Origin of the sequence: Oceanobacillus sp. HCA-5259 (assembly GCF_037892815.1) — a bacterium.
Lineage (GTDB): Bacteria > Bacillota > Bacilli > Bacillales > Amphibacillaceae > Oceanobacillus > Oceanobacillus indicireducens.
The window spans coordinates 41,596-61,930 of record NZ_JBBKBV010000011.1 but is presented as its reverse complement, the minus strand read 5'-3'; the positions used below and the strand labels follow the sequence as shown (position 1 = coordinate 61,930).

The following is a 20,335-nucleotide window of genomic DNA, read 5'->3' as shown; positions in this document are numbered from 1 at the left end:
GAATTATCGAAAATGTTGAGTTGTCCGCATTTTATGACTCTTTTCTATACATAAAAACAAATTTATACATTGAACTATTTGAAAGTTAGTCATATAATTATTCGAAAATGAAAGGTGGAGAGGGAATGTCAAAGGATCTAAGAATTAAAAGCCAGGCATTTGATGGAAAAACGCGTGCACCGAACCGGGCGATGCTTCGTGCGGTAGGTTTAACCGATGAAGATTTCAAAAAACCGATGGTCGGGGTTGCTGATACAGAAAGTGATGTCACACCATGTAACGTACACCTCGGAGCATTAGCTAAAGAAGCAAGAGAGGGTGTTCGGGAAGCAGGAGCAGTTCCGTTCTTATTCCATACGATTACTGTTTCAGACGGAATATCCATGGGAACACAAGGGATGCGCTACTCGCTTCCAAGCCGGGAAATTATTGCAGACTCGATTGAAACAGTTGTCGGAGCGGAGAATATGGACGGACTTGTCGCGTTTGGAGGATGTGACAAGAACATTCCAGGATGTATGATCGCAATAGCAAATGCGGAAATCCCATCTGTTTTCGTGTATGGAGGTACGATTGCACCGGGTAATCTGAACGGAAAAGACATTGACCTCGTATCTGTTTTTGAAGGTGTTGGAAAAAATAATAAAGGGGATGTCAGTGACGAGGAGCTAAAACAGATTGAATGTGCTGCTTGTCCGGGAGCCGGTTCCTGTGGCGGAATGTATACTGCCAACACGATGGCATCAGCAGTTGAAGCGCTCGGTATGAGTTTACCAGGTAGCTCTTCCCATCCTGCAGTATCTAAAGAGAAAGGAATCGACTCGAAGGAAGCAGGACGAGCTGTATATAATTTGATTGAAAAACGGATTTACCCGAAAGACATTATGACGAAAGAAGCATTCGAAAATGCAATTACAATCGTTATGGCACTTGGTGGCTCAACGAACGCAATTCTCCACTTACTTGCGATTGCTCATGCGATTGAAGTTGACCTTACGATTGATGACTTCGCACGTATTCAGAAAAAAGTACCTCATCTTGCCGACTTGAAACCGAGCGGAAGATTTGTATTTCAGGATTTATATAACGTGGGCGGTGTACAGGCAGTAATGAAGTTGCTTCTTGAAAATGGTTATCTGCACGGAGATTGTCTCACCGTAACTGGAAAAACATTAGCGGAAAACTTAAAAGATGTTCCAGATTTGTCAGAAGGACAAGAAGTTATTATGCCACTAGACAATCCAAAGCGAAAAGACGGACCATTAGTCGTCCTAAAAGGGAATCTCTCTCCAGAAGGTTCGGTTGCGAAATTGTCAGGAGTTAAAGTAAAACAACATACTGGTCCAGCACGTGTATTTAACACGGAAGAAGAGGCAACTCAAGCCGTAATGGACGATAAAATTAAAGAAGGTGACGTACTAATTATCCGTTATGTCGGACCAAAAGGCGGTCCAGGAATGCCGGAGATGCTATCGCTATCTAGTATTCTAGTTGGGAAAGGCCTCGGTGAAAAAGTTGCCCTCTTAACGGATGGACGTTTCTCAGGAGGTACTCATGGGCTTGTAGTTGGTCACATTGCGCCAGAAGCACAAGTTGGTGGACCAATTGCGCTAGTTGAAGAAGGCGATTCCGTTACAGTTGATACGGTGAACATGGAGCTTACGTTCGAAGTGAGCGAAGAAGAACTCGAGGCCCGTCGCAGCAAGTGGGTTGCACCGCCTCTTTACAAAAAAGGTGCACTAGGGAAATACGCACATAATGTTACAAGTGCCTCTCGAGGTGCCGTTACCGATTACCTAAATAGATAACCCACCTGAAAATGATCCGGGAATTCCCGGATCATTTTTTTCGTATTGGGGGACAGAGGGTCAGAGCACTTGTCCCATGTGGGACAAGTGCTCTGACCCTCTGTCCCGTTTTAATTTTTTATCAGAAAAAAATAAAATATTTTTTAAAAATATAAAAGTTGATTGAATCAATAATGTAAGCGCAATCAAAGTGTTTGATTTATCAAAAGTGTCGAATAACTTTACAAAAAGCTGTTGACCTTTTAAAAAATACGTTGTATGATAAACGGCAACATCATAAAGCACAACCGCTTAAGGCATGAAGCCGAGCGAAATGGAATTAATAGTGCACAATGAAATGCTAAATCTGATACTTAAAAATCGATGACGAGAATAAAGGAACATGGTCCTGGTACTAACAGAGATCTGGGGTTGCTGGAAGCCCAGAAGTACCAATTGTTCTGACATCATCTCCGAGTGCCCAGCTGAACGATCTTGCTTTAAAAGATTCATTAAGCTGTGCCAGGTGCATCCTATTGCACCTGTTATCCAATCAAGCTGCTATTAGCTTGATGAGACAGTATCCGTAAGGGTGCTGTGAATATGGGTGGTACCGTGAAGAGTAGACGCTTTTCTCCCCAGTATACATGCAATTAGGCGTGTTGTGGGGTGAATAGCGTCTTTTTTAATATTAAAATATCTAATTCTTTAAAAAATAAGGGAGGTATACGAATGGCGGTTGAAGCTAGGCAGAAGACGGAAGCAGGAAAGGAGTTCGTGACGGGGGCTGATTTACTCATTGAAGCCCTGGTGGAAGCAAAAGTCGAAAAAGTTTTTGGGTATCCAGGTGGTGCAGTATTACCGATTTATGACGCGATGTTTCGCCACGAATTTCCCTTTGAACACGTACTCTGCCGCCATGAGCAAGGCTCCATCCATGCAGCAGAAGGGTATGCAAGAGTAACAGGAAAGCCGGGAGTAGTCGTTGCAACGTCAGGTCCTGGAGCGACTAACCTGATCACAGGAATTACGGATGCAATGATGGATTCCTTGCCACTAGTTATCATTACGGGGCAAGTCGCGCAAGGAGTGATTGGAACAGATGCTTTCCAAGAAGCAGATGTATTAGGTCTTACAACCCCAATTACGAAATACAATTATCAAATCCAGGATGCAAAGGAATTACCACGAGTCATCAATGAAGCATTCTACATTGCAACAACAGGACGTCCAGGGCCGGTTCTCATCGATATTCCGAAAAATATCTCAGCGGAACTGGCTGTCCGGAATGAGAGCAACGCGATTGAATTACCAGGCTACCAGCCGAATGTTAAACCGAATGCATTACAGCTGCAGAAGTTAGCAAGCTTGCTTGAAAAAGCGGAACGACCAGTCCTCTTGGCAGGAGCAGGCGTGTTACTTTCAGATGGAGCAACATATTTACAGGAATTTGTCGAAAAATATGAACTTCCAGTTGTAAATACCTTACTTGGACTTGGAAGTTTCCCTGGCGAACATGAGCTATTCCTTGGAATGGGCGGGATGCATGGAACATACACTGCGAACATGGCGATTTATGAAGCGGACTTTCTTATCAATATCGGAGCAAGGTTTGATGATCGTTTAACCGGAAAAGTCGCAAACTTTGCACCAGGGGCAAAAGTTGCACATATTGACATTGACCCGGCAGAAATTGGGAAAATTATCCGCACAGACGTACCGATTGTAGGTGACGCGAAAACAGCCTTACAAGCATTACTCGCTATGGATATTAAAAAACCGGAAACGACAGAGTGGGTAACGCGGCTGATGGAAAACAAAGTCAACTACCCATATTGGTATAACCGGAGCGAGAAGCAGGTTTCTCCGCAATGGCTGATTGAACAAATCTGTGAAAAGTCAAAAGGAGAAGCAATTGTCGCGACGGATGTTGGACAGCATCAAATGTGGGCCGCGCAGTTCTACGCTTTTAATAAGCCGCATAATTGGCTTACGTCCGGCGGGTTAGGGACGATGGGCTTCGGCTTACCAGCAGCAATCGGTGCACAACTTGGTAGACCAGATGATTTAGTTGTGGCGATTGTCGGTGACGGCGGCATTCAGATGACCATCCAGGAACTAGCTGTTATTCATGAACGTAATTTGCCGGTTAAAGTATTTATCGTGAATAATGAAGCACTTGGAATGGTAAGGCAGTGGCAGGAGGAGTTCCATGGCGAGCGTTATTCCAGTTCATTATTAACTCAAAATCCAGACTTTTTGAAAATAGCAGAAGGTTACGGTATCCGTAGCGTACTCGTCGATAAAGAAAAAGATGTGCCAGGTGTACTGGAAGAGGTTTTCGCCTATGACGGTCCAGTACTTGTTGATTTCAGAATTCATTGGAAAGAAAAAGTATTTCCAATGGTGGCACCTGGAAAAGGTATTAACGAAATGGTGGGGGTGAAGCCGTGAAGCGGATTATAAGTTGTACCGTTCAAAATCGCGGTGGAGTTTTAAATAGAATTACCGGAATGTTTTCAAAGCGACATTTCAATATCGAAAGCATTACCGTTGGCGAATCAGAAACAGAAGGAATGGCGAAAATGACTTTCGTCGTTAATGTGGAAGATGAGCATAAGCTTGAACAGCTGACGAAACAGCTTCACAAACAAATTGACGTTATTAAAGTATCCGATATTACAGAGAAATCTGTCGTTGCTCGCGAACTAGCATTAGTGAAAGTGACAGCGACCAGCCAATTGCGAGCTGAAATACAAGGACTGATTGACCCATTCCGTGGGACGGTTGTTGATATCAGTAAGGAAACGATGACCATCCAAGTAACTGGAAAAACAGATAAGATTGACGCGTTCATCTTGTTATTAAAACCATTCGGTATTAAAGAAATTGCTAGAACAGGAGTAACAGCATTACTTAGAGGCCAACAAGCGAAAGCCTATGTGGCTGAAGTAAGCTCACTTACAATATAAAAAAACAAATTAAATCAGGAGAGGAAGATTTAAAAATGGCAAAAGTGTTATACGAAAAGGACATCAATAATCAAGTATTAGAGGGGAAAAAAGTTGCAGTTGTAGGATACGGTTCCCAAGGTCATGCACATGCACAAAACTTACGTGACAGCGGATATGAAGTAGTGATTGGATTACGTAAAGGTAAATCTCAGGAGCAAGCGGAAGAAGATGGATTCAACGTATTCCCGGTTGAAGAAGCAGTAAAACAGGCAGACGTTGTTATGGTTTTACTTCCAGATGAAACGCAGCAAAAAGTATATGAAGCAAGCATTAAAGAAAACTTGAAACCCGGCAGCGCGTTAGCGTTTGCTCATGGATTCAACATCCATTATTCACAAATCGTTCCACCACAAGACGTTGACGTGTTCCTAGTTGCTCCAAAAGGACCGGGTCACTTAGTTAGAAGAACATATGAAGAAGGTGCAGGTGTACCAGCATTATACGGAGTGTATCAGGACGTAACTGGTAAAGCGAAAGATGTTGCCCTTGCGTATGCACAAGGAATTGGAGCTGCTCGCGCTGGAGTACTAGAAACTTCCTTCCAAGAAGAAACGGAAACAGATCTATTTGGAGAACAGGCAGTTCTTTGCGGTGGGGTAACAAGCTTAATCAAAGCTGGATTTGAAACGCTAACGGAAGCGGGATACCAACCAGAAGTTGCGTACTTTGAGTGTCTCCATGAAATGAAACTAATCGTTGACTTGCTCTATGAAGGTGGACTCGAGAACATGCGTTATTCCATTTCTGACACAGCACAGTGGGGTGACTTCGTATCTGGAGAACGCGTCATCAATGACGAAACGAAAGAGCGTATGCAAGAAATCCTAAAAGAAGTTCAAAACGGTGCATTCGCTAAAGGCTGGATTCTTGAAAACCAGGCAGGACGCCCGCAGTTCAATGCAATCAACCGCGCGGAAAATAATCATCCGATTGAAAAAGTTGGAAGGGAGTTACGTGACCTGATGCCGTTTGTTAAACAGCCTATTCAAGAAAAACAAAAGGATGTGAAGGAATATGTCCAGAATTAAAATATTTGATACAACACTACGAGACGGCGAACAGTCACCTGGAGTAAATCTAAATAAATTAGAAAAATTAGAGATCGCTAAACAACTTGAACGTCTTGGTGTAGACCGGATAGAAGCAGGATTTCCTGCTTCTTCCCAAGGTGAATTCGAGGCAGTGAAAGAAATTGCGGACACGATTGAAACAACATCTGTAATTGCCTTAGCAAGAACCGTAAAATCGGATATTGATGCGGCTTGGGAAGCTTTAAAAGGAGCTAAAAAGCCAGCAATTCATATGTTCTTGGCAACCTCACCAATCCATATGGAATATAAATTACGTAAAACCCCAGAAGAAGTAATCGAAACCTCGGTTGAAATGGTTCGCTATGCGAAGCGGAAATTTACGGAGGTGCAATGGTCAGCTGAAGACGCATCCCGTTCCGACTTGAATTTCTTAGCAAAAATCATTGAAAAAGTGATCGATGCTGGGGCAACGGTCGTAAATCTTCCAGATACGGTAGGCTATGCGACGCCAGAAGAATACGGGAAAATGTTCAAGTATATGAAGGATAGCGTGCCAAATATTGATCAAGTAAGCCTGTCTTGTCATTGTCATGATGATCTTGGAATGGCAGTAGCGAACTCGATTGCAGCGGTAGAGAATGGTGCAACCCAGGTGGAAGGTGCAATTAATGGTATCGGTGAACGGGCAGGGAACGCGGCATTGGAAGAAGTAGCTGTCGCACTGAAAGTCCGTTCTGACTTTTACCCTTATGAAACAAGACTTGTCTTAAACGAAATTAAACGGACGAGTGACCTTGTGGCGAAGTTAACTGGAATGCATGTTCAGGCAAATAAGGCAATTGTCGGACGAAATGCCTATAGTCATGAATCAGGCATCCACCAAGACGGTGTACTAAAAAATGTGGAAACATACGAAATCATCACGCCAGCAATGGTTGGAGTCCAAGAAGCGAATACGTTATTCCTAGGTAAACACTCCGGCAGACATGCATTTAAAGAGAAAATACAGGAGTTTGGTGTCGAATTATCGGATACAGAGCTACAACAGGCCTTCAAGAAGTTTAAAGCATTAACCGATCATAATAAAGAAGTGACGGATGATGATATTTACACGATTATTATGGAAATCAAAACAGACTCAGATGAAATGAATAAATACGAGATTGAAAGTTTCCAAGTGTACTATGGGACAGAAAATTCACCAACCGCAGTTGTGCGGTTGATATCACCGGATAAAGAACAATTTGAAGCAGCGTTAACAGGGAATGGGAGTGTGGAAGCACTTTATAAAGCGATTGAAAGTTTAATTGGAGAAGAATTGAAACTCATCGATTACCAATTAAATTCAGTTGGCGGCGGGCAAGACGCATTGGCAGAAGCGTACGTCCAATTGAGTGTGAATGGTGAGGTTATGAATGGTCGCAGCTCAAATCAAGACGTATTAATGGCATCAGCGAACGCATATATTAATGCGGTAAATCGCTATTTCTTAAAACATAGCCCGGTGAACCAGAAACGAGCAGTCAGCCACTAAAGTAAGAAAAAAGAGTATGTAAACTACAGGAAGGGGAACCAATCATGAAAAAACAAATTACTTTGCTTCCAGGTGACGGTATCGGCCCAGAAATTATGGAGAGTGCGAAAGAAGTATTACAAGTCATTGCTGAAGAGTTCAATCATGACTTTATATTTCATGAACATGCCATTGGTGGAAATGCAGTTGACGCCTATGGTGAGCCCCTCCCGGAAGAGACATTGAAAGCTGCTGAAGAAGGCGATGCAATATTACTCGGTGCGGTAGGTGGCCCAAAATGGGAAAACCATCCGGTGTATCAGCGACCTGAACAGGGGCTGCTCAAAATCCGTAAGAGCTTGGGATTATTTGCAAACTTACGCCCGATTAAATTAATCCCTGCGTTAATTCATGCCTCACCATTAAAAGAGGAGATTGTGGCAGCAAGTGATATTGTCATTATCCGTGAATTGACCGGGGGATTATATTTCGGAAAACCAAGTGAACGCCGGAATAACGGGAATTCTGTAGTAGATACTCTAAGCTATGAACGCTACGAAATGGAGCGGATTATTGAAAAAGGCTTCGAAACAGCAATGTCCCGCAGAAAGCATCTGACATCTGTTGATAAAGCCAATGTGCTTGAATCCAGTAGAATGTGGCGGGAAATTGTGGAAGAAAAGGCAAAAGATTATCCGGAAGTAACCGTTGAGCATGTCCTTGTCGATGCCGCGGCGATGAAGTTAATCACAAACCCAGCTTCCTTTGACACGATTGTGACGGAAAATTTATTTGGTGATATTTTAAGCGATGAAGCATCTGTCATTACTGGTTCATTAGGTATGTTGCCATCAGCAAGTGTCAGGGAAGATGGATTAGGGTTATATGAACCAATCCATGGTTCTGCACCTGATATTGCTGGTAAAGGAATTGCTAATCCATTAGGGATGATTTTGTCTGCAAGCTTTATGCTAAGAGATTCATTCGGACTTGAAGTGGAAGCAAATGCAATGGAACAAGCGGTGAATGAAGCTTTAGAGCAAGGCTATCATACAGCAGATCTGGACGTGAAAGATGGAACTTTAGTTTCGACGAAGGAAATGACGGATGTTGTAATAGGCAGTCTATCTGCACGAAGTATTTCAGACGATATTTGTTATATGTATGTGTAAGAGTGTATTCAAAAGGGAGGATAAAAAGGACCGAGGTCGGCTAAGTTCGCGATCGTCTTTGCAACGCCGGCACTAGCACGTCCTGTGCGTCGAAGTTCGAGGCGGCGAAAGTTCCCGGCACCGGAATGTACGTTTTAAGTACATGAGGAGCGGAAACGCGAGCAAACGAGCTTCTCGCGTGTGTGGTGAGTTCTACATTGTCCACAGGACGTGGACGGTTTTAGTAGAACCTTCTCTTTCTCGGAGTGTCCTTTTTACCGGACTTTTTGAATATCCCCCTATAAGAGAAAACGTAAGAGGTGAGGAAGATGGGAAAGCCGAAAACAATTATTGAAAAAGTTTGGGAACAGCATGTCGTTCATCGAGAAGAAGGGAAGCCTGATCTTTTATATATTGACCAGCATTTAGTGCACGAGGTAACATCTCCTCAAGCTTTTGAAGGTCTGCGCCTTGCAAATCGCAAGGTCCGTAGACCGGATTTAACCTACGCGACGATGGACCATAACGTACCAACAAAAAATCGGGATGTCGTGAAAGATGAAATCTCCCGTAAGCAAATGGAAACACTACGCAAGAATTGCGAGGATTTCGGAATCAAGCTTGCGGATATGTTTCACCCGGATCAGGGAATTGTGCATGTCATCGGTCCACAACTTGGTCTAACGCAGCCAGGTAAAACAATTGTCTGCGGGGACAGTCATACATCTACGCACGGTGCCTTTGGAGCACTTGCTTTCGGAATTGGTACAAGTGAAGTGGAGCATGTTCTTGCAACACAAACAATCTGGCAAGACCGCCCGAAAACATTGAATGTAAAAGTTGAAGGCGATCTCGGGCCAGGTGTTACAGCAAAGGACCTTATTTTAGCGATTATTGCAAAATTTGGTGTCCGGTTCGGTACAGGTTATGTAATGGAATATACTGGTGAGGCAATACGTAAGCTATCTATGGAAGAACGGATGACGATTTGTAATATGTCAATTGAAGGTGGTGCGAGAGCTGGTTTAATCAGTCCGGATGAGACAACTGTTGAATTCTTAAGAGGCAGAGAGTATGTTCCGAAAGATGAAGAGTTTGATAGAGTAAGTGAGGAATGGCTTGCCTTAGCAACCGACGAAGGAGCAGTTTACGATCATACGGTTACAATCAATGCAGCAGAAGTTGAACCACAGGTCACTTGGGGAACAAACCCAGGAATGGGGGTTCCAGTTAGTGGTGCAACCCCACGCGTTGCGGAATCGGATAACCCGTACGAGGTAGAACGTGCGCTAGAATATATGGGACTTGAAGAAAATCAGCCGATTACCTCCATTGAAATCGATCATGTCTTTATTGGTTCTTGTACGAACTCGCGCCTTAGCGATTTGAAGAAAGCGGCGGCGATTGTAGAAGGGAAACAAGTAAAAGACACGATTAAAGCAATTGTTGTTCCAGGATCCTTCAGCGTTAAGCTTCAAGCTGAAAAAGAAGGTATTGACAAAATATTCAAAGAGGCAGGTTTTGAATGGCGTGACTCCGGTTGTAGTATGTGTCTAGGAATGAACGATGATATCGTCCCGATCGGTGGCCGTTGTGCATCCACTTCTAACCGTAACTTTGAAGGAAGACAGGGGAACGGCGCACGAACGCACCTTGTTAGTCCGGAGATGGCTGCAGCAGCTGCTATTGAAGGTCGTTTTGTCGATGTCCGTCATTTTGCAGGTGTAGCGCAATAGGAAGGGAGATATTATAATGGAAGCAATTGAACAGCATGAAGGATTGGTTTACCCACTAAACCGCGCCAATATTGACACCGATCAAATAATCCCAAAGCAATTTTTAAAGCGGATTGAACGAACAGGCTTTGGTCAATTCCTCTTTTATAATTGGCGTTTTAACGAAGATGGAAGCTTAAGAGAAGATTTTAGTATGAATGATCCGAAATATGAAGGAGCATCTATCTTACTTGCCGGAGAGAATTTCGGTTGTGGTTCTTCAAGAGAACATGCACCATGGGCGCTTGAAGATTATGGTTTCAAAGTGATCATCGCTCCGAGCTTTGCTGATATATTCTACAATAATGCGCTGAAGAATGGAATCATCCTTATCAAGCTGGATGAAGCGCAAATAAAAGAGTGGCAGAATCAGTCGGAAGATGGCGAATTGAAGTTGAGTGTGGATTTGCCAAATCAGACGATTACAGATGAAGCCGGTAAAGTTGTTGGATTTGAAATTCCAGCCTATCATAAAGAAAAGCTAATCAATGGCTGGGATGACATAGCTCTAACTTTATTAATGGAAGAAAAGATTTCAGAGTTTGAAAATGGTGCCCAAGCTTAATCAAGAGATAGAATTGGAAAAAATAGAGTAGTAACGTAAAGTGAAACTTCATTCAGTGGGGAATCCTTACCTTCCCACTGAATGTTAGTTGAACAGAATCAGGTATTTACGGACTGTAAATCCCCGCTTCATATACTGGGTTTCCCTCATGTTTAGAGATGGGGATATTACAGACCGTTAATACGTGATAAAGGAAGATATGGAAGATGTAATGTATATAGAAGGAAACTGATAATAAGGAGTGTGGCTTTCTTTGGGGATTTAGTAGGAGATTTATTAACTGGTGAGAAAATTTATCAAGCATGGAAGCGGTTGGCACCGATCGTGCATCGAACACCATTGCTTACCTCCCATACAATTGATGATATGGTTGGCAGAAAAGTGTATTGCAAGATGGAGAATCAGCAAAAGACAGGTGCCTTTAAGTTTCGAGGGGCAACATTCAAGCTCATGCAACTGACGAAAGAAGAATTGCAAAGAGGTGTAATAACCGCTTCAGCTGGTAATCATGCACAGGGAGTTGCCTATGCAGCAAGAAAGCTCGGCGCCAATGCAAAGATTTTCATGCCTGAAGGAACACCGCTTGCTAAAGTACATGCAACAAGAAATTACGGAGCAGATGTTGTACTTACTGGTGAAAGTTTCCAAGAGGCTTATCAAGCATCGATGGAATATGAAAAGGAAAGCGGAAGTGTATATGTCCATCCCTTTGATGACTATGATGTGATGACAGGACAAGGAACGATTGCTATGGAGCTGCTGCGGCAAGAAGACCGGATTGACACTGTCTTTGTACCAATTGGCGGGGGCGGTCTCATTGCTGGAATTGCAGTTGCCTGTAAACACATCAACCGTAATATCCAAGTAATCGGTGTCCAAGCAAGCGGGGCAGATGCAATGTATCAAAGCTACCATTCGAAAGAGATGCGGCATTCGACCGAGGTAAACACGCTTGCAGACGGAATTGCTGTAAAAGAACCTGGGAAATCAACATTTCCGATCATTAGAGATTATGTTGATGATATTGTTACAGTTACCGATGAACAGATTGCTGCAAGTATTTTATTTATGCTGGAACGGAATAAAACCCTTACGGAAGGTGCGGGAGCGACTGCATTAGCTGGATTATTCGCTTATCATAAAGAGATTCCGAGCAGGCACACTGGTGTCATTGTAAGTGGCGGAAACTTCGATATTAAACGAATGGCCGAAATCCAAGATCTGGCAGAAGGTTTTTTTCCCGTTGAGGTAAAGGAAAAGGAACAAATGGCTTATTAACATGAAGTGAAAAATATAAAGTGAAACTTCATTCAGTGGGGGTTTCTTTCCTTCCTCCACTGAATGTTAGTTGAACAGAATCAGGTATTTACGGACTGTATAACCCCTGCCTTCACATTTTGGTTTACCCTCTTATTTAGAGTTGGGGGGTATTACAGACCGTTAATACGTGATAAAGTGAAACTTCATTCAGTGGGGGTTTCTTTCCTTCCTCCACTGAATGTTAGTTGAACAGAATCAGGTATTTACGGACTGTATAACCCCCACCTTAGCATTTTGGTTTACCCTCTTATTTAGAGATGGGGGTACTACAGACCGTTAATACGTGATAAAATTACGCAAATCCGAACAATTCGAAGTATCATTTTCCAATGATCGAGATAATTGTTCGGATTTATTTTTATTTAGGCTGAATGAAGGCTTAACTGTACTATTACTATAGCAGGAAATGGTTATTACAGATGCATTTCGGTGGGAAATGAAATACATAAAAAGGAAAGAAACAATTGAAAAGAACATTCGTTATCTAGTCTCAGAGAGCAATTTCCAAAGTTTTTAGTAAAAAAATAAACTATTCCATATTTAGACGGAGTGATAAGAAAGGTTATCCTAGCAAGGCTTTTTATCTTTGGTTGCTGAGTTTTGGAAAAATACTGGAATTAAATTGATTTTATAATATTGCTTTTTTCAAATAATTCCATTATAATCACATTACTATAATTTTTCACTACTATTACGAAAGTTACAGAGGTGCTAATATTATGTAACAAAAGCCAAAAATGAACTCTTTTTCTTGTATCAGCTGAATGATGATTCAGAAGGAATGAAAAATAGTTGCAAAAATTGTTAAAAATGATAAAATAATATACAACTAAATCAAAATTGTCTGAACTTTACGATATTACGTGTGATTGAAAAGCCCTTAGAAGGACATCTATTCATTAGAAATTTGCTACGTAAGAGGGGATAAATTTGAGCAGAAAACTACTAGAAATAGAAAATCTAACCACTTCATTCCAAATCGGTGATGCGTACTATGCTGCAGTGGATGGTGTGTCATTAACCGTTAATAGAAATGAAGTTTTAGGAATTGTTGGTGAATCCGGTTCGGGAAAGAGTGCACTGGCATTTTCCATAATGAGATTACATAATCGTGCAAAGATTGAAGGAAAAATACAACTTGAAGGAATTGATTTGGCAAAAGCGTCAACGGGTGATTTGAATAAGCTTCGCGGGGATAAACTTTCCATGATATTCCAAGACCCGTTAACTGCACTTAATCCATTAATGGAAATTGGTGTACAAATCGATGAAACGCTCATTCTCCATCGACCGAAAATGTCAAAACAGGAACGCTATAATCGCGTGATTGAATTATTCGATTTAGTAGGCATTACAGGACCGGAATACGTCTACCAGCAATATCCACATGAGCTTTCGGGTGGAATGAGGCAACGTGTCATCATCGCTATTGCGATTGCGAACAAACCGCAATTACTTATAGCTGACGAGCCGACAACAGCGCTCGATGTGACCATTCAAGCGCAAATACTTGATTTGATTCGGGAATTGCGGGACGAAATGGATGCAGGAATTATCTTAATTACCCATGACCTCGGTGTTGTTGCAGAAATGGCAGACCGAGTTGCTGTCATGTATGCAGGTCAAATTGTGGAAATCGCTGATGTACATACATTATTTGAAAACCCTTTACACCCATATACAAGATCATTACTTAATTCGGTACCAACTGAAGGGCAGGATAGGCTTCACGTCATTCAAGGAATTGTACCAGGCTTACAACATTTACCTCGAACAGGTTGTCGCTTTGCCGCACGAATTCCATGGATTGATGAATCTGTTCATGAAGAAAACCCGTTATTACATGAAGTGACACCAGGGCATTTCGTCCGCTGCACTTGTCACAGTTATTTCTACTTCCCAGAAAAAGGTAAGGAGGAAATCACACATGGCGATACTTGATATTAGCGGATTAAAAGTACATTTCCCGATTAAAGGTGGAATATTCAATCGTACAATCGGGCATATCAAAGCCGTCGATGATGTCTCCTTCTCGATCGAGCAAGGTAAAACATATGGGCTTGTAGGTGAATCTGGTTCAGGTAAATCGACGACTGGAAGAGCAATTGTTGGATTAGAGAACATCACAGCCGGCAAAATCCTTTTCGAAGGAGAAGATATCACCTCACGAGAAAGTAAAACAAAAGATATGAGAAAAGATATTCAGATGATTTTCCAAGATCCGTATTCATCATTGAATCCGCGTAAAAGAGTACGCGATATTATTGCAGAACCACTACGAAACTATGAAAAGTTAACAAAAAATGAAGAAAAGCAACGAGTATATGAATTATTAGAATTAGTAGGGTTGAACCCGGAAAGTATATGGAAATTCCCACACCAATTCTCTGGTGGACAAAGACAGCGGATCGGAGTTGCACGGGCAATCGCTTTAAAACCGAAGCTGATTATTGCAGATGAACCGGTTTCTGCACTTGATGTATCCGTACAAGCACAGGTGTTGAACTTTATGCAGGATATTCAAAAAGAACTTGATTTAACGTATTTATTTATTAGCCATGACTTAGGTGTCGTTGAGCATATGTGTGATGAAATCGCAATCATGTATAGGGGACGCTACGTTGAACAAGGTACACGTGAAGATATATTTGAAAATCCGCAGCATATTTACACGAAGCGGCTCATTGCGGCAATTCCGGATATCAATCCGCGTAACAGGGATGCACAATATGCATTTCGCCAAGAAGTGAAGAAAGAGTATGAAGACTCATTCGATGACTACTTCGATGCGGAAGGGTTAGCGTATAACTTACAGAATATCTCTGAAACCCATAGAGTCGCATTACCGGAGAGAGGTTGATTCGATATGTGGAAATTTATCGTTAGAAGACTATTAATCACATTCCCGCAAATTGTATTACTAAGTATATTAATCTTCTTAATGGCGCAGTTTATGCCTGGTGATGCATTAACTGGAATGCTAGATCCGAACGTGGATCAATCAACCATTCAAGAGCAGCGTGAAAGAATGGGGCTAAACGATCCATGGCATATTAAATATGCTAATTGGATTAGTGGTGTAGTACAAGGGGATTTAGGGAAATCCTTCCGTTTTAAAATGGATGTGTCCGAACTTATTTCACAACGAATGCAAAATACAATTATACTTTCATTTGTGACATTAATATTTACATATCTCTTAGCAATACCTTTAGGAATTACCAGTGGGCGTTATAATGATACGTTACTGGACCAAGCAATAACAGGCTATACGTACGTTGGTTTTGCTACACCGTTATTTATATTCGGGCTTATCATGTTATTTGTTTTTGGTTATCAATTAGGATGGTTTCCGACAAGTGGAAGTGTTGCACCTGGCATGGTTCCGGGCACATTCGAGTACTGGGTAAGTAAATTAAAACACGTGATGTTACCAGCGCTTTCCATGGCATTAATCCAAACGGTATCAACGGTCCAATATTTAAGAAGCGAAATCGTTGATACGAAGCAGAAAGATTTTATTATTACCGCAAGAGCGAAAGGGGCTTCTGAATCCCGGGTCTATAATAGGCATATTTTTAGAAACTCATTACTGCCGATTGCAGCATTTATCGGTTGGGAGATTACGACTCTTATTGTTGGAACAGTATTTATTGAACGTATATTCAGTTATCCTGGTATGGGCCTACTGTTTTTAGAGTCTATTAATATGCGTGATTACAGTGTAGTAACTGCACTCGTCTTATTATTTGGTATTGCACAGATCTTAGGTGCTCTGCTATCGGATATTATTTTAAGCATTGTTGACCCGCGTATTCGCATAAAATAGAAGTCGAACAACTCTGAGGTGAATATAAAATGGAAATAAAAAATGTTCAGATGGAGGCAGCGAAGGCGGAGAACCCTACTGCACTCCGGATACTCTGGCGCGAGATATTTAGGGATAAACTAGCATTAATTTCATTAATATTTTTAGTATTAGTCACAGCCTTAGTATATGGAATTTCAATTGTCCTGGATCAAGATGATATTGTTAAAGTAGATTTGTTCGCGATCCACCAACCGCCCAATGATGAGTTTATATTAGGAACGGATTACGGGGGGCGTGATGTGTTTGGGCAACTTATTATCGGAACTCGAAATTCCCTGACGATTGGTTTTCTAGTGACGTTAATGAGTGGAATAATCGGAATTGTCTTTGGTCTCGTTTCTGGTTATTTTGGCGGACATGTCGATAACGTGATGATGCGTATTTTGGATTTTTTCAATGTCCTTCCTTTCCTGATGATCGTTATTGTGTTTGTTTCACTTGTTCCAAAGTATAATACGCTCACGTTCTCGTTAATTATGACAATATTTTTATGGATGGGAATCGCCAGATTGATCCGGTCAAAAGCTTTGCAGGAAAAAGAACTTGATTATGTACAGGCATCGAGAACTCTCGGTTCATCGCATTTTAAAATCATATTCAAAGAAGTGATGCCGAATATCACTTCACTTATCGTCGTAACGATGACGCTTAATTTGGCTGCGAATATTGGGATTGAATCCGGATTGTCCTTCTTAGGATTTGGTTTACCCGAAAGTACGCCAAGTTTAGGTACACTATTAAGTTATGCAACGAATCCGCAAACGCTTGAATCAAGATGGTGGATTTGGATCCCTGCAGCCATCTTGATTCTGCTGCTCATGCTAGCGGTAAGAAACGTTGGCGAAGCATTAAGACGAGCAGCTGATTCAAGGCAGAGAAGAGGATAGCTTTTAAAAAAATCTTTATTTATTCCATTACTTACATCAATATCAATCCTTGTATTGGTGTTTAGTATAAGCTGTCCGCGCCAATGGGATGGACAGCAAAAAAATAAAAGAATTAAAGGGGAGGTTAAAAGGATGAAGAAGGCAAGCTTTAGTAAATGGCTAGTAGCTATGATGTTACTATTACTCTTAGTACTGGCGGCTTGTAGCGGAGATTCTGATGATGAATCGGGCGATACAGGTACCGGTTCTGATACAGATACTACCGGAGAGGAAACGGATGATGAAGAAGGCACAGAAGATGAAGGTGACGATTCTGCTGAAGGCGGAGACGACGTTTTCTCTATCGATGATTTCGCTACAGAAAAAACAAATGAAGGGGAAGCTATCGAAGGTGGTACGCTGAACTTTGGTTTAGTAGCGTCATCCGTATTTGAAGGAACGCTTAACTTTAACTTCTATTCAGGAGAAGATGATGCAGAGGTTCTTAAATGGTTTGATGAGCCGTTACTCACAATGGATGAGAATTTCTACTATACAAACGACGGTGTTGCCACGTTTGAAACAAACGATGAAGGTGATGTATTCACATTCACAATCCGTGATGATGTTTACTGGCATGACGGTGAGCCTCTAACGGCAGAAGACTGGGTATATGCCTTTGAAGTAATTGGTCACCCAGACTATGACGGAGTTCGTTTCGGTAACATTACGAACGTAGTCGGTGCGAGAGAATATCGTGAGGCAGAAGAGGAAGCGGAAACAACGTATGCAGCTGAAGCAGGTACAATTGAAGGGCTGAATATTATTGATGATAAGACATTAGAAATCACATTTACACACGCAACACCTTCCTTGCTGGCTGGCGGTATTTGGGAATATGCTTTACCGAAGCATATTTTTGAAGAAATTCCAGTGGCAGAAATGTCTGAATCAGATGCAGTTCGTGTGAATCCAATCGGAATCGGACCGTTTAAAGTCGAGTCTGTTGTTCCTGGAGAGTCTGTAACTTATACAGCGAATGAGGACTACTGGCGAGGTGCACCGAAACTTGATGGTGTGACATTAAAAGTAGTTAGTCCACAAACGATTGCTGAAGCACTCGAAACTGGAGAAATCGACTTAGTTGATAAATTCCCAGCAGACCAATATATTGACGTGCATGATCAGTTAACAAACGTGGAATTCTTAGGTCAAACCGATCTATCCTACACGTATATTGGATTTAAATTAGGTTCATGGGATGCGGAAAACAAACGTGTCCAGATGGATCCGGATTCAAAAGTGGCAGATGTAGAATTACGTCGTGCAATGTGGTATGCAGTGGATAATGAAGCTATTGGCGAACGTTTCTATAATGGATTACGTTGGAATGCAACAACACTTATTCCACCATCACATGGTCTGTTCCATGATCCATCAATTGAAGCGCCAACTTATGATCCAGATGAAGCGAATCGTATTTTAGATGAAGCTGGCTACGAAGATGTAGATGGTGATGGCATACGTGAAACTCCGGACGGGGAAGAGTTAGTACTCAACTTTGCTTCCATGGAAGGTAGTGACGTAGCTGAGCCAATCGCTAACTATTACATCCAAGCTTGGAATGATATTGGAATTAAAGTGGAATTACTTGATGGGCGCTTACAAGAGTTCAACGCATTCTATGACCGTGTAGGGCAAAGCGGTGAAGATGATCCTGAAATCGACATCTATCAAGGAGCCTGGGGAGTAGGTTCTGACGTTGACCCGACTGGTCTATATGGACCGGAAGAATTATTTAACTTCCCTCGTTATGAAAGTGACGAGAACACGCGTCTGTTAGAAGAAGGGGTCTCTGCTGAGGCGCTTGATGATGATTATCGTTTTGAAGTTTACAGCGAATGGCAAGAATTGATTGTGGAAGAGATTCCAGTATTCCCGACGAATTACCGTGCGGAGCTAGTCCCTGTTAATAACCGTGTGGTGAACTACAACATTGAGCCACATATTAATCCATTTATACGACATGAAATTGCTGTAACTCAGGAAGATCCTATATTGCCTTAATAACAGGAACTGCCAGCAACAATAAAAAAGTTCCGAGTATCAATCTGATACTCGGAACTTTTTTTAAATTACCCAACAAGACCTAACTGCTTTAAGCCGTTAAATATTCCTGAGTCGCTCACCGTAGTCGTCCGGTGTGTTGCGTATTGGAAGAGCTCAGGGTCGGCATTCCCCATTGCAAAGCTAGTTCCAACGGTTGAAAACATTTCTTTATCATTCATTCCGTCTCCAAAAGCAATTGTTTCTTCTTTATCGATTCCCAAATGATCAAGAACTTGCTTAATTGCTTTTCCTTTATTTACATTTGTACGAATGACATCGTAAGCATGCTGCATACCAGGAACGTTCACTTGAGAGAGGTGAATGTTTTTATCCGATTGATATGTATTGACTTCTGACTCTTTAAGTTTCATCAATGTCATTCCTAAAATGTTGTCATATTTAGGGGCTACTAGCTCCACATTTATTTTCATTTCAAAAGTTTTAATAAATCCTTGTGCGAAGGGGTCATCGATGGCCGTGAAATAGTTCTCGCCATTCGCATAGAGGACCATTTCATTCTTTTTCTCTTCAGCTGTTTTTCTGAAACGCTCTACTGTTTCTGGTGTGAATGGTTCGTTTACAATTTCTTTCCCTTGAACAATCCCGTATGCCCCGTTATAGCCAATTAGGTTCGTAATATTCAGCTCTTCCGTCAGTCCCTTAATTTCATGCAGAGGGCGCCCAGTTGCAATGAATGTATGTATATTTTGCGCTTGCAACTGCTTGATTGCTTCTACGGTAGAGGAAGAGTAGGTATGGTCCGGCATTAATATAGTGCCGTCAATATCTAGAAATACTGCTTTATATCTCATGTTATTCTCCTTTATTACCCATATTCCTATCTTATTATACCATATTTAGTTTCATTTCCATGCATCTTAACGAAAGGATAATATTTTATATGAAATTTCGTCATTCTAATGAATTGACTTTAATTCTCTTTGGATATAGTCTATAATAAGAACTATATCAATATATGGGGTGAAAGCATGGTACAAACAGTTATTTTAGCAGGAATTATTCTTACAGTAGTAACCCTTGTCGTTAACGCTGTTATTCTGCGAGCAAACAAAAGTTCACAGGCCTGCTATTATTTAAGTTTCTTCTTTGTTATCGTAGGTTTGCTACTATTAGCAATTGCTTCCGTAGCTCCAAAAGTTGATCTGCTTGGTGCAGGATTTGGAGGCTGGGGAATTGCATCCTTATTCGCAGCAGCAGTCAGCTTCATGATTACATCGATCCTTGATGCATATCAGAACGTTGAAGCATAAAAAGTTAACAATGTAAAAGCAAAAAACATAAAACATTTCATCGAAGAAATGTTTTATGTTTT

16 protein-coding genes are annotated in these 20,335 nt (G+C 41.6%); 15 read left to right on the top strand and 1 reads right to left on the bottom strand.

All coding sequences use genetic code 11. The features are described from left to right. Positions 1-125 precede the first annotated feature (125 nt). The 14 genes from ilvD to opp4A all read left to right on the top strand — a co-directional run bounded on the left by ilvD (position 126) and on the right by opp4A (position 18,960). Positions 126-1,808, top strand: coding sequence for a dihydroxy-acid dehydratase (gene ilvD, locus WKU33_RS08555; RefSeq protein WP_336252335.1), 1,683 nt, complete (start codon positions 126-128; stop codon positions 1,806-1,808). 711 nt (positions 1,809-2,519) lie between these two features. Continuing rightward, on the top strand, positions 2,520-4,241 hold the full coding sequence (gene ilvB, locus WKU33_RS08550; protein ID WP_340454139.1) for a biosynthetic-type acetolactate synthase large subunit: 1,722 nt from the start codon (positions 2,520-2,522) through the stop codon (positions 4,239-4,241). Next, complete coding sequence (gene ilvN, locus WKU33_RS08545; protein ID WP_336252333.1) at positions 4,238-4,759, top strand: acetolactate synthase small subunit; 522 nt, start codon at positions 4,238-4,240, stop codon at positions 4,757-4,759. The genes ilvB and ilvN overlap by 4 nt, the downstream gene beginning before the upstream one ends. 35 nt (positions 4,760-4,794) lie before the next feature. Next, positions 4,795-5,829, top strand: a complete 1,035-nt coding sequence (gene ilvC / locus WKU33_RS08540) for a ketol-acid reductoisomerase (protein ID WP_156854802.1) — start codon at positions 4,795-4,797, stop codon at positions 5,827-5,829. Further along, positions 5,816-7,366 carry a 2-isopropylmalate synthase gene (locus tag WKU33_RS08535; RefSeq protein WP_340454137.1) on the top strand — a complete coding sequence of 517 codons (1,551 nt, stop codon included), beginning with the start codon at positions 5,816-5,818 and terminating at the stop codon, positions 7,364-7,366. Before ilvC ends, WKU33_RS08535 begins: the two co-directional genes overlap by 14 nt. A gap of 44 nt (positions 7,367-7,410) precedes the next feature. Continuing rightward, entirely contained in the window at positions 7,411-8,517 is a 1,107-nt protein-coding gene (leuB, locus tag WKU33_RS08530) for a 3-isopropylmalate dehydrogenase (RefSeq protein WP_340454135.1), read from the top strand. Positions 8,518-8,825: 308 nt separating this feature from the next. Then, positions 8,826-10,232, top strand: coding sequence for a 3-isopropylmalate dehydratase large subunit (gene leuC / locus WKU33_RS08525; protein ID WP_340454133.1), 1,407 nt, complete (start codon positions 8,826-8,828; stop codon positions 10,230-10,232). Between the two features lie 16 nt (positions 10,233-10,248). Continuing rightward, on the top strand, positions 10,249-10,836 hold the full coding sequence (leuD, locus tag WKU33_RS08520; protein ID WP_336252330.1) for a 3-isopropylmalate dehydratase small subunit: 588 nt from the start codon (positions 10,249-10,251) through the stop codon (positions 10,834-10,836). A gap of 243 nt (positions 10,837-11,079) precedes the next feature. After that, positions 11,080-12,114, top strand: a complete 1,035-nt coding sequence (gene ilvA, locus WKU33_RS08515) for a threonine ammonia-lyase (RefSeq protein WP_255454333.1) — start codon at positions 11,080-11,082, stop codon at positions 12,112-12,114. Positions 12,115-13,086: 972 nt separating this feature from the next. Then, entirely contained in the window at positions 13,087-14,097 is a 1,011-nt protein-coding gene (locus WKU33_RS08510; RefSeq protein WP_340454130.1) for an ABC transporter ATP-binding protein, read from the top strand. Further along, positions 14,084-15,016 carry an ABC transporter ATP-binding protein gene (locus tag WKU33_RS08505; protein WP_340454128.1) on the top strand — a complete coding sequence of 311 codons (933 nt, stop codon included), beginning with the start codon at positions 14,084-14,086 and terminating at the stop codon, positions 15,014-15,016. Before WKU33_RS08510 ends, WKU33_RS08505 begins: the two co-directional genes overlap by 14 nt. A gap of 6 nt (positions 15,017-15,022) precedes the next feature. Then, complete coding sequence (opp4B, locus tag WKU33_RS08500; RefSeq protein WP_336252326.1) at positions 15,023-15,985, top strand: oligopeptide ABC transporter permease; 963 nt, start codon at positions 15,023-15,025, stop codon at positions 15,983-15,985. Between the two features lie 29 nt (positions 15,986-16,014). After that, positions 16,015-16,914, top strand: coding sequence for an ABC transporter permease (locus WKU33_RS08495; protein ID WP_156854786.1), 900 nt, complete (start codon positions 16,015-16,017; stop codon positions 16,912-16,914). Positions 16,915-17,046: 132 nt separating this feature from the next. Beyond that, complete coding sequence (gene opp4A / locus WKU33_RS08490; RefSeq protein ID WP_340454124.1) at positions 17,047-18,960, top strand: oligopeptide ABC transporter substrate-binding protein; 1,914 nt, start codon at positions 17,047-17,049, stop codon at positions 18,958-18,960. 68 nt (positions 18,961-19,028) lie between these two features. On the opposite strand, the gene WKU33_RS08485 is transcribed toward opp4A, so the two are convergent. After that, a complete protein-coding gene (locus WKU33_RS08485; protein WP_156854783.1) occupies positions 19,029-19,814 on the bottom strand; it encodes an HAD family hydrolase in 786 nt (261 codons plus the stop codon). A gap of 177 nt (positions 19,815-19,991) precedes the next feature. On the opposite strand from WKU33_RS08485, the gene WKU33_RS08480 reads away from it, so the two are divergent. Beyond that, complete coding sequence (locus WKU33_RS08480) at positions 19,992-20,273, top strand: hypothetical protein (RefSeq protein ID WP_156854782.1); 282 nt, start codon at positions 19,992-19,994, stop codon at positions 20,271-20,273. Positions 20,274-20,335: the final 62 nt, after the last annotated feature.

Excerpts from the sequence above, each read along its gene's own strand:
- WKU33_RS08535 (WP_340454137.1), top strand. The coding sequence starts at position 5,816 with ATGTCCAGAATTAAAATATTTGATACAACACTACGAGACGGCGAACAG.
- WKU33_RS08485 (WP_156854783.1), bottom strand. The coding sequence starts at position 19,814 with ATGAGATATAAAGCAGTATTTCTAGATATTGACGGCACTATATTAATG.
- WKU33_RS08495 (WP_156854786.1), top strand. The coding sequence starts at position 16,015 with ATGGAAATAAAAAATGTTCAGATGGAGGCAGCGAAGGCGGAGAACCCT.
- leuB (WP_340454135.1), top strand. The coding sequence starts at position 7,411 with ATGAAAAAACAAATTACTTTGCTTCCAGGTGACGGTATCGGCCCAGAA.
- opp4A (WP_340454124.1), top strand. The coding sequence starts at position 17,047 with ATGAAGAAGGCAAGCTTTAGTAAATGGCTAGTAGCTATGATGTTACTA.
- WKU33_RS08480 (WP_156854782.1), top strand. The coding sequence starts at position 19,992 with ATGGTACAAACAGTTATTTTAGCAGGAATTATTCTTACAGTAGTAACC.
- opp4B (WP_336252326.1), top strand. The coding sequence starts at position 15,023 with ATGTGGAAATTTATCGTTAGAAGACTATTAATCACATTCCCGCAAATT.
- leuD (WP_336252330.1), top strand. The coding sequence starts at position 10,249 with ATGGAAGCAATTGAACAGCATGAAGGATTGGTTTACCCACTAAACCGC.
- leuC (WP_340454133.1), top strand. The coding sequence starts at position 8,826 with ATGGGAAAGCCGAAAACAATTATTGAAAAAGTTTGGGAACAGCATGTC.
- ilvB (WP_340454139.1), top strand. The coding sequence starts at position 2,520 with ATGGCGGTTGAAGCTAGGCAGAAGACGGAAGCAGGAAAGGAGTTCGTG.
- WKU33_RS08505 (WP_340454128.1), top strand. The coding sequence starts at position 14,084 with ATGGCGATACTTGATATTAGCGGATTAAAAGTACATTTCCCGATTAAA.
- ilvD (WP_336252335.1), top strand. The coding sequence starts at position 126 with ATGTCAAAGGATCTAAGAATTAAAAGCCAGGCATTTGATGGAAAAACG.
- ilvC (WP_156854802.1), top strand. The coding sequence starts at position 4,795 with ATGGCAAAAGTGTTATACGAAAAGGACATCAATAATCAAGTATTAGAG.